The sequence below is a fragment of the Stieleria sp. genome, assembly GCF_041595215.1.
Lineage (GTDB): Bacteria > Planctomycetota > Planctomycetia > Pirellulales > Pirellulaceae > Stieleria > Stieleria magnilauensis.
In genome coordinates, this window is sequence record NZ_JBFHKV010000152.1 from 1 (window position 1) to 11138 (window position 11138).

Here is an 11138-nt window from a genome sequence, read left to right on the forward strand (position 1 = left end):
ACTTCTGGTTGACCGCCCCGCCGATGCCCCAGCCTCCGCGCCATCGGCCGCCCCATCACCATCGACAGAGCCGCCGCCAGGAACCCAAGCACTCGGCCGCCCCGATTGGGACGCTGGCTGCGTCTCTGGCTGGGACGCTGGATCGCCTGCCGATTGACGTTCCAACCGGGCCTCCTGCGTGGTCTTGATCAAGGCGTCGAGACGATCTTGCACGTTTTGGTTACTTGCAGAATTACCGGTCATCATCGAACGCAGCGACGGCGCGTCCCCTTCTGTCGCTTGACCACACACCGGCCCCGCCAGCCCCCACAACGCGACCAGCGGAAACACCAACAGACGCTTACCGAATACTCTTGCAATCAACGTGACGCAGCCTTCTGAGGGTTGTGTTCGAACTTTCATGGCGACACCGCCGTTTCACCGCCAGCCTCTGACGCCGCCCCTTCGGACTTGGGCAACAGCCCCGCAAAGCACAAGGCGGCAGCGTAGTGGTCACCCGATCGCTGTAGCGTTTGACCGAGCTTTTCCAACGCACTGGACTGAATCTCCTGATCGATGTCCATGCTCAACAGACGCCGACAGATCGCTTCACTTTGTTCCAGATTCCCTAATTCCAATTGAACCGACGCGTGCAGGTACAACACCCTGGGCAACAGCGTTGCAGAAACCGTCCCGAACGACTCAATCGTCTCGTTCGCTTTGTCTAACGCCTGCGAGGCATAATACATCTCTGCAAGTTGCAACCGAATCCGCTCGTTCCAATAACCAGCCGGGGCGATGTCCAATGCCTCGTTCAAGCGATCGATGGCATTGGATCGCAATCCGACCGCCGAATAGGCTTTGGAAACGACCAACGCATCGGCATACGAAACGACATCGTCGGGCTGCAGCGCCGCCAGGGCCAACACCACGCGTTGCCCTTCATCCTGCAACCCGAGCGTTGGCCCGACATGCTGAAACCTCGCGAACGACGAAAACACACTCGCCAACCGCTCCAATGCCCCGCCGCTCAAGCTTGGCGACGCTTCAAACAACACGGCATTCGCAGAATACGGATCTCCCGTCAACAAATACGCCTTCGCAAGCGTCATCGCGGCTCGTGCGAACACTGCCGGGTCGTCGGCGCGCCGCAATCCACGCGACGCCGCCGTGATCGATTTCTCCAACTGGCCAAATTCCAACTCCAAGTCCGCGATCATTGAATAGACCTGAGCCTGAAGCTCCGCCGACAAGGTCTGATCGAGCGCCATGTAACTCGAATGCAAGGCGTTAAGTTTCTCGCCGCGAACAAGCGAGAGCGATGCCTCGTTGAAATACAGCTTGGCACTGAGTTCATCAGCCGGACCAACGTCTCGGGCCGAGCGGTATTTTTCCACCGCAACATCCCAGCCGCCGGACAGACGAGCATTGTTGCCCTCGTTCATGATCGCCGCGGCGGTACGCTCGACACCGCTGGCATGCCCCAGCCCTTCCTCCTTGTTGAGGCTTAACTGAACCTGCCGCAAGATTCGCTGTGCACGGGCCAAGTCGAACGAAGCCAGATCCTTGGACGTCAACTCATCGCGTGCCATGATCGTCAACACGCCTTCGGATTGACTCCAAGCCAACGCCATCGGCTCCAGCACGTGATCCAACAACATCGAGACGGGCATCACGGGCGAATCAACATCCGCCAGACGCCCGACCAACGACGACTTGGCCTGCTCGGTCACAATGACCTGCAACCCGGACAGTCGTTGCAGCTCTGAAATCAGCTCCAACACCGAGATGCCTTCCAAATGAGCCTGCACCAGCATCAGCGAAACGCCACCGTCATAGTCCTGCAGCAGCTTCAACCCTGACGCAGGATTCGCCGGCGGGTCGGTCGGCGATTTGAAATCAGCCAGCTCTAGAATCGGCTCCACCATCACCGGGGACCAATGGTACTCCATCGGCTCTTTTCGCAGTGCCTCGACAACGACTTGACTGGCGAGCAGACGCCGCTGCAGGCAGTCGGCCAATTGCTGATGAATCGACTCCCGAATGATCACCGGGTAGCCCTCATGCGAGTAGACCAGAAACAACTCACCCAACAGCGAGATCGCTTCACCCAACTGACCTTCGCGTTCCCAAAGCCGGGCCAACCCCAACAGACTGACCAATTGCTGTGCCGAGCCCTTCTTCGCAACACGGATGGCACTGTGGTAATGCTTTTCGGCTTGCTGATGCAATCCCGCCAACTCCGACGCCAAACCCAGCCGGATCAGAACGGCACAGTCGACCGGCAGATTGGCTTGCTGCCAAAGCTTGCTGTAGTGCTTGACGGCACCGATCGAATTTCCGCCGAGCAATAGGCGATCGCCCAACTCGAGCACGCCGAAGTCGATCGGCTGGCTGCGCTGCGACGACGGACCGGCGTCATTCCAGATCCCCGAGACTGCGCCGGGATCGGCCAGCGCTGCCTGAGGGTTCTCCCCCAACACGGGCTCCACCGCTCCCAATTCTTCGCTCGCGGCCGGGCCGGCAGCGGAGTCGGCGGCAACCTCGACGGCCGGGGACGGCTCAACGACAACCGGCGACTCGACGTCCACCTCCGGCTCCGAGGGCCAATTGTAGACCAGCCCGCCGACCGCACCGATCGCCAGAAACACTGAAATCCACAAGACTTCCGCTCGAAACACCGTGTTGCATCCTGCATGAGACGTCGCCCGCATCAACCGGATGGGGCTTGGAAAAGCGATGGATTTGGCGCATTCCGGACATGCGCTATTGTCCCTTCATTCGCTACGACTGTATCGACTAAAAAAGCTTTGCGGCTTGAAGAATTTATACGCAAGTTCGCCACCGGCCTCTCGACAACCCATTTCAGTCACCCATTGCGGAGAGAGAAAAATGAGAATCAACCCAATTGGAAATTCGCAGCCCGCTCAATACAAGCGGCTCGATTCCCAGTCGACGGCACAGCAGAGTGAGACGTCATCGCCGACCCAGGCTTCGGCAGCTCAGTCTTCGGCGCCCTCGACCCCGATTCAACTTGATTCGATCCGCGATTTATCACAGGTCCTCAAGCAGTCAGCTGATGTGCGAGAGTCCGTGGTGGAAGCAGTCAAACTGAAAATACAAAGCGGCGAATACCTGACCAAAGAGGCTGCGGTCGATACGGCCAGGTCAATTCTCGACTTGTAATCTTGCGGGGGGTCCTCCTTCACACGCAAGAGCCACGGATGCACTCATTGTCACGGACGTTTCTTTGAATCCCTAATCCAGAGTTAGCAAGAGAAATGAGCTTAACAATAACCAACAACGTCGGCGCTCTGAATGCCCGCAACAATTTGAACCGATCTTCGAACGCGTTGAACAAGTCGATCGAACGACTGTCGACGGGTTTCAAAGTCAACCGGGGTGCAGACGGTCCTGCTGCTCTCGTGATTTCGGAGAAACAACGTGCTCAAATCGCCGGTCTTCGAACCGCGATCGACAACACCGAAAAGGCTGTGGCCGTCGTCCAAACCGCTGAAGGCGCTCTGAACGAGATCAACAGCATCCTGATCAAGGTCCGTTCGCTGGCTCTCGATTCGGCAAACTCTGGCGTCAACGACGCCGACGCCTTCGCCGCCAACCAGGCGGAAATCGACAACGCCTTGGACACGATCAACCGGATCGCCGCCAACACCCAGTTCGGCGAGAAAACCCTGCTCGACGGAAGCGCCGGTGTCACCGGTACCACTTCCGACACCGATGTCACGTTCCTCAAGGGCGGAAGCAACACCAGCGACGGAACCTACGCTGTCGCCATCACCACGCAAGGTGAACGAGCCAACATCACCGCAGGGACCTCGCAAACCGGCAACCTGGCCGCCGACGAAGTCCTTTCGGTCAACGGCGTCAGCATCACCCTGAACTCGGGCCTGAGCCGAGCCGGCGTGGTCGCTCGAATCAACGAATTCACCGACCAAACCGGCGTCGTCGCCGAAGACATCTCCGGCGGAACCCGTCTGCGATCGATCGAATTCGGCTCCGAAGCAGAAATCGAAGTCGTTTCCGATACCGCTGCCGCGGGTACGTCGTCCGGTTTCGGTACGACCCTCGATACCGACCAAGGTGCCAACATCGCCGGTACCATCGACGGCGTTGCCGCTTCCGGTAAGGGCAACACCCTGACCAGCGTTTCCGGTTCGTCCAAAGGCACGGTCGTCCGCATCGGCGAATTGTCCACCAACGCCGTTCTGACCGAAACCGGTGCTCAGGGCAACGTTTCGATCCAGAACAACGCCCTGGTCTTCCAAATCGGTGCCAACCAAAACCAGACGGCTCAAATCTCGATCCAATCGGTCAACGCCGACGCCATGGGCGTTGCCGTGACCGGATCGAAGTTCAACAGCTTGAACGAAATCGACGTCACCTCCTTCGACAACGCTCAAGACGCGTTGAAGGTGATCGACGCATCGATCGACGAGCTGTCGAACATGCGAGGCGAACTGGGTGCGTTCCAGTCCAACACGCTCGAATCGATCGCCAACAACATGCGATCGACTCTGGAAAACACCGTCAACGCCGAATCGGTCATTCGTGACACGGACTTCGCCGAAGAAATCTCCAAATTCACCAACAACCAAATCTTGGTGCAAGCAGGAACTTCGGTGCTCTCCAGTGCCAACCAAACGTCGCAATCGGTTCTGTCGCTGCTTCAGTAAGACAGACCAGACTGAGACTCACCGCCGAGTTTGGAAATCCACCCTTTCCACTCTCGGCGGCCCGCGTCAGCGTACTCTCCGCGCTCCCGCCGCCTGATCAAATCGGCGGCGCGACCGCGGCGGGTACGCTGATCTTTTTTTACGGAAGTGAAACCTTAGCCGTCCTTCCGATTAGGCGTGAAGGTTTACCGTCGGTTCAAACTTTTGCGTGAACATCACAATGCACACGATCTAGGTTTCCGATGGAGCAATCTGGGGTGAGACCAGAACGGACTCGCGACGTGATCAACTTGGATGACTGAAACCCGTCAGGGTGCTGCGCTCTTGGGCTGCCATTGCTCGGTGGGACCCGCAGCGTAAGAGCCCGCTTCCTGACGCTCGAACTGCCCACGCGGCAACACTTCGCCTTGAGTTAATTGACGATGTTCAACATTGACGGGATCGTTTCTGGATTTGACACCAGCGGCATCATCGATAGCCTGCTCGGATTCCAGCAACAACAAATCGATACGTTCAACTCGCGCAAAGCCGAGGTCGCCACCAAGCAGACTTCGTTTAAAGGCATCGAGGCGCAACTTGTCACGCTTCAGTCCTCGTTGACGCGTCTCAACCGCGCCACCAACTCGGTCTTTGACGCCCGGGTTGCCTCCAGCACCAACGAAGACGTCGTTACCGCAACGGCCGGCAGCGGTGCGATCGCCTCCAATTACCAAATCAGCGTCGAGCAACTCGCCACCGCCCACCAGGTCGCCTCGCAAGGCTTCTCCTCGACCACCGATCAAATCGCCAGCGGCGATATCACGTTCAAAGTCGGCGACCGAGCCGAACAGACGATCAATATCAACGCCAGCAACAATACGCTCAAAGGCTTCGTCAACACGATCAATGAGCAAGTCGAAGACATCAATGCGAGCATCGTGTTCGACCAAGCTGCCGGTTCCCATCGCATCCTGCTGTCTTCAAAACGCACCGGTGCAGCGAATACCATCACCGTCAACAGCGCGCAAGATCCGCTGAGCGGTGTGCTGCCCGATTTTTCAGGCCCCGCCGTTCAACCCCCGCTCAACGCGATCGTCAAACTCGGCTCGGGTATCGGGGCCATCTCGGCCGAATACGACTCCAATACCGTCGATGGCCTGATCGAAAACGTCGCCCTGGAACTCAACAAGGCCGATCCCGGCGGTGTGATCAACATCAATATCGAAGCCGATACCGAATCGGCCAAGGAAGCAGTGCAAGGATTCGTCGATAACTTCAACACGATCATCGAATTCATCGACACGCAATCGCGGTACAACCCCGATACCGAAGTCGGCAACCCACTGCTGGGCGATCGGTCGGCCAGCACCATCAAGAACAAATTGCTGACCATCGTCTCCGAAACGGTGCCCGATTCCGCCGTCGCGCGGCTCAGTGAAATCGGTGTCGATCTGGACCTGCAGGGGAAACTGGCCATCGATTCTGCAAAACTGGACCAGGCCCTCAAAGGCGAACTGGAAGGTATCGACGTCAAAGACATCCGAAATCTGTTCGGACTCAATGGCGTCTCCACCAGCTCCGGTGTCCGATTCCTCGGCGGCACCGGACGAACCGAGCCGTCTCAAACGCCCTACGAAGTCGACATCACACAAGCCGCCGAGCAGGCATTGGTCACCGCCACCAACGCCGCCGCAGCAAGCATCGTGGTCGATGGAACCAACAACAGTTTTGAAATCACCGTCGACAGTATCGTCAGCGAAACCCTGACACTGAATCCCGGAACCTACACCACCAGCGAATTGGCCGCCCACCTCGAATCGGTCATCAACAGTTCCTCCACCCTCGGCGTCCACCAGGTCGATGTCAGTGTCGGCAGTGACAACCGACTCAGTATCACGACCGAGGCTTACGGTTCCGCCGCCAACATCTCCAGCCTGAACGGCACCGCAGCGTCGATCCTCGGATTTACCGGCAGCGAAAACGATGCCGGTCAAAACGTGGCCGGTCGCTTCCTGGTCAATGGCGTCGAAGAAATCGCCAAAGGAACCGGACGAATCCTCACCGGCGATCCCGACAACGAAAACACCGCCGACTTGCGGGTCGAAGTCACCCTCACGGCCGCCCAGATCAACTCCGGTAGCGAGGCCGAACTCACGGTGACGCAAGGCATCACCGGTCGCCTCAACGACTACATCCGCAGCGTCTTGGATGCCGAAACCGGACTGCTCAAGACAGTCAACGAAACCTTCGAATCCAGAATCGCGTCGATCGACAAGTCCATCGAACAGGTCGAAAAACTGACCGAATCCAAACGTGAATACCTGATCGCAGAATTCACGGCGCTGGAAAGCATCATCAACGAACTGCAGACCACCGGGAACTTCATTTCAACCCAATTAACGTCGCTGGGTAACTTCAGCAACAACAAAAAGTAACACTCCATACGGCAACTTCACACGGCATTTGTGCACAGGGGATAGTGAATGAATCTGCTCAAGACCTACCAACGAACGAGTATCAAACGTGGCTGGACACGCGTCGATTTGCTGCTGATGCTTTACGATCGTGCGATCGGCGAAATCGAATCCTGCGAAATTGCCGCCGAAGCAGGAGATCAAGCGCTGTATTGCAAACACGAGTTGGCGCTGCGAAAAACCATCATGACGATTCACGCGGGACTCAAACCCGACGAAGACGAAGTCGCCTTCAACATCGCGCGTCTGCTGCATTTCGTGATGGTCCAGTTCGACGCCAAGGACTACGCAACCGGCAAGAAGCTCCTCGGTCAGATTCGAGACGGCTTTGCCCAAATCGCCGACCAAGCCAACGAGATGGAACGTCAAGGCACCATCCCCGCGCTCCCCGAAACCGACACCTTCGAATCGATCGCCTAATCGGGGCCTGTTGATTGAGCGAGTCGAGCGACGGCGTGGGGGAGTTCAATCAAATGGCAGTGTCGTCAGGAACCGTTGCCCGAAACGGCCGTAGTCTTGACCGTCGACATCTCCGTCGCCGTCGCTGTCGAAAGCAGAGTTGAACAGCGGGTCGTTCTGCGATTTCAAAAATGTCAATCCGAAACGGCCATAGTCTTGGCCGTCGACGTCGCGGTCGCCGTCGCTATCTCCATAGAGTGCAAAGAACCCGTCTGTTTCTGCGACCCCAAATTCAAACGTTCCGCCCGAAAGTTGATCACCGTCTCCATCAAGGATGACGGTGCTGCGACGGCGACGGACTTTCGTGGGATCGATCGTCAAGTCATAGTTGCCGTCGACCAATGCATGATTCGCGCCACGCGTCATCGCTCCGCTGAACGCGAGGGTGGCGACCGTATTTCCTTGGACCGTCGCAACCGTCACGCTGTGATCGACGAGTCCACCACCGGTGCCACGCTTTCTGACTTGAAATGCACCCGGATCGATCTCGACGTAACCTTCGATTTCAACGTTGACCTCGGTCACGGTGGATCGTTGAGTGTCATCGGGACGGTTGTTCAAGACGACTCCACCAACTTGGGCAACGTCGAACAATTGCAGCGTATAGAAAAACGCTTCGTCCGTTCGAATTCCCCATTCGGTCCCGAGAGGATGGTCCTGGTACGTCCTCGACGAAAAGTCTCCGCTATAGCTCGGGGCGAAGAAGAGATCTGCAAAGGCTCCTACCTTGATTCCGCCGCGGTAGACGACATCTACGATCAAATCGCCGCCGAACACGATCGGACTGGTGGAATGGAGGGTATCGAGCTGCCCTCCGGTAAACTTGGTCACCGGCCCCAATGCGATGGGGTCATCCGCATCGAGATACAGCTCATTGAATCGAAGCTCCAGATCACCATCAATCGTGATCTGTACCATCTGATTGATGCGAACATCGTTGATCTCCTTCAAGCGAATCACGGACGGAATCCCACCCTGCTCGACTTCGAACCGACCGTTGCCCAGCGGCAGATTCTCCGTCCTGTAGACTGCGTTGGTGGCTCCCGTGCCGATGATTTCAACATTTTGGCGGCTTTGCGGTATCCCGTTCACCCATTGCCCTTCGATCAGAATCCCACCGGGAAGGGAAAAGAAGCCGTCACGGAAATCAACGACAACGCGACTACGATAGGTTCCGTTGTCGAAGGCCCCCATTTGAATCGACAACGAGCGGGTCGTGGCCAAAGGAGTCGACGAGAAAATCTGCGTCGGCAAGGTATAGCTGACCACCTGCAGGTCGCTACCGCTGAGTTCCACATACACGTCGCTGGATAGCGAATCAGGCAGAACGACCTCGACGTCCCCGCCGATCGCAATCTGGTAGTCCTCCACTTCACCGTCGGCGGCATAGCCCGTGGGGTCGGTGATGGCCTCTGATGCGAGTCGAACTCGGGCCATGCGGCGGCCCGGTTGGACGTCCGCGGGAACGTTGTAATTGAACGTTTGCAGACCAGGGATCACGTCGGCACCGGTACGAATTCTCTCATCAGTTTCCCAAATCCCGTCGTCATCCCAGTCGATCCAGGCGGTGACTTTCCCGCTTGATGCGTTTTGTAGATCGATATTGAATCCGGCCATTTGCCCGGGTTCGATATCGCCGAATAAAACGCCGTCCTCATCGGGCCCGTCGCCGTCGGCGTTTGGCGACGGCATCCCATCGGTTTCGACATCGCGGGTCGCTCCCAGTCTGGGTCCCGCCGCCACGTGGTAGGCACCGCGGTCAGCGAGCAACGTCGGATAAGGCGCCGGGGCATCTCCAAAATCGGGCGCGTTGATGTTGCGATGCCAAACAAAGCCGTCGTCTCCCGCGGACGCAGTCACAACGTCCAGATCACCGTCCTGATCCAGGTCGACGATGGCGATTGGATTCGGTGCATCGATCGACCGCACCAACACTTCGGTAAAGTTCTCAGCCCCATCGTTGCGGTACCAAACGACTTGATCGTCATCAACAAGTGTCGCCGCCACATCGAAGTCACCGTCACCGTCCAGGTCACCGGTTTGGACGGTGCCGACCGGATTGCCCGCCGATCGAATCGTTCCACCATCGAACCAAACGCCGGTCCCGCGATTCTCGAACCATTCGATCGTACCGGTCGATGCTCCCGTCAGCAGATCAAGATCACCATCGCCATCGATGTCGGAAACGTCGAACGACACAAACGTACGATTGGCAACCCCGCCCAGGCTGTCGATCCCAAAGCCTGACGCCCCCAGGTTTTCAAAGTAGACAATTCCCGTGGAATCGTTGGCCGTTTCGTCGGAGACAAAAATGTCCAGGTCACCGTCGCCTTCAAAGTCGACGAGGGTCAGGTCGCGGGGCGTGTCCGCAATGAAACCAAACGTGCTCGTCGATCGGAAGTCAAAGTTCATGTCACCCCGGTTGGCAAACCAATACACGCTATCGTCGCGAGGTACCCCGAACGCGATGTCGATATCGCCGTCTCCATCAATGTCGCCAACGTCTAACGTGGTCACCCCGAATGATGAGAATCTGTTGTTGATCGAACGAGCCACAAAAACTCCAGGGGAAGTATTCTCATACCAGGAAACGACTCGGTCGCCCGCGCCCTGTGCGATGACAATGTCCGTGTCACCGTCCCGGTCCAGGTCACTGGCAACAATCTCGGTCGCGTTGACCTGGTCGATCACGTGCTGCTCAAACCGCTCCCCACCGTCATTTTCGAAGTACAGCAACTGGTTCGTCGCGGGGGACGTCGCAATCAAATCCACGTCGCCATCACCGTCGATGTCAGACGTTGTGAACGCTGCAATTTCCGGCGTTCCTGCCACTCCGATCAACTCGTGCGGCAACACCACGTCTGTCGCGGCAAGCCCGCCGATCGTCAGCGGATAGTCTTCTACCTCACCATCGGCTGCTTCGCCGATCACGCTGAGCCCTCCCGCTGTGGACAATCGAAAGCGGGCGAACGACAACCCCGGTTTGGCATCGATGGGCACATCAAAATTCAAGGTACTGAAACCACTCACCAGCGATACGGAGGAGGCGATCTTTTCCGATCCGCCGTCCCACCGGCCGTTGCGGTTGAAGTCGATCCAGGCATCGAGCTTCGCCGGACCACCTTGAACGTTGACGATCAGCGATGCCCCGACTTGGCCGACGCGTAGGCTTCCGATCGTGACCCCGTCTTCATCAGCCCCGTCCGACTGCGCGACGACGGACGGAACTCCTTCCGCTTCGGTGTCCCGCTGAAACCCGAGCGTTGGGCCGGTCGCAATGTGTCTGGCCCCATCGGCTGCCAACGTGGTCGGGTAGGGTGCCGGCGCGTCACCGAAGTCGCTGGCCAACAAATCTCGGCGTTCCAAAACCTCGCCGCAGAGTCGACGCCGTCGCGGGTGCACCCGATCGCGCGATCGCAACCGGTTCGTGCGTGCATGCTGTTTCATCGTCTCCGCCGTCTCACTTCCACGTCTCACTTCGCCGCCTATCGAAAGCTGATGGCCGAATTTTAACTCAACGCCGCAGCGTTTGCCGGCAAGCCACCGCAATCTG

The 11138-nt window shown here is 57.9% G+C and carries 7 protein-coding genes; 4 read left to right on the forward strand and 3 right to left on the reverse strand.

Annotated elements, in window-relative coordinates; translation table 11 throughout:
- Positions 1 to 402 (reverse strand): hypothetical protein (locus ABX749_RS08320; RefSeq protein ID WP_372895572.1); only part of this gene is annotated, 402 nt, incomplete at its 3' end.
- On the reverse strand, positions 399 to 2660 hold the full coding sequence (locus tag ABX749_RS08325; RefSeq protein ID WP_372895573.1) for a hypothetical protein: 2262 nt from the start codon (positions 2658 to 2660) through the stop codon (positions 399 to 401). The genes ABX749_RS08320 and ABX749_RS08325, both read right to left, overlap by 4 nt.
- Before the next feature lie 211 nt (positions 2661 to 2871).
- Here ABX749_RS08325 and ABX749_RS08330 point away from each other — a divergent pair, with 211 nt between their 5' ends.
- The 4 genes from ABX749_RS08330 (at position 2872) to ABX749_RS08345 (ending at position 7546) form a co-directional block, all read left to right on the forward strand.
- Positions 2872 to 3165: a flagellar biosynthesis anti-sigma factor FlgM gene (locus tag ABX749_RS08330; protein WP_145207636.1), complete on the forward strand. Its 294-nt coding sequence runs from the start codon at positions 2872 to 2874 to the stop codon at positions 3163 to 3165.
- A gap of 95 nt (positions 3166 to 3260) precedes the next feature.
- Positions 3261 to 4673: a flagellin gene (locus tag ABX749_RS08335; RefSeq protein ID WP_372895574.1), complete on the forward strand. Its 1413-nt coding sequence runs from the start codon at positions 3261 to 3263 to the stop codon at positions 4671 to 4673.
- A gap of 422 nt (positions 4674 to 5095) precedes the next feature.
- A complete protein-coding gene (fliD, locus tag ABX749_RS08340; protein ID WP_372895575.1) occupies positions 5096 to 7087 on the forward strand; it encodes a flagellar filament capping protein FliD in 1992 nt (663 codons plus the stop codon).
- A gap of 48 nt (positions 7088 to 7135) precedes the next feature.
- Positions 7136 to 7546, forward strand: a complete 411-nt coding sequence (locus ABX749_RS08345) for a flagellar protein FliS (RefSeq protein WP_372895576.1) — start codon at positions 7136 to 7138, stop codon at positions 7544 to 7546.
- Between the two features lie 45 nt (positions 7547 to 7591).
- Here ABX749_RS08345 and ABX749_RS08350 read toward each other — a convergent pair whose 3' ends face one another.
- Positions 7592 to 11032 carry an FG-GAP-like repeat-containing protein gene (locus ABX749_RS08350; RefSeq protein WP_372895577.1) on the reverse strand — a complete coding sequence of 1147 codons (3441 nt, stop codon included), beginning with the start codon at positions 11030 to 11032 and terminating at the stop codon, positions 7592 to 7594.
- Positions 11033 to 11138: the final 106 nt, after the last annotated feature.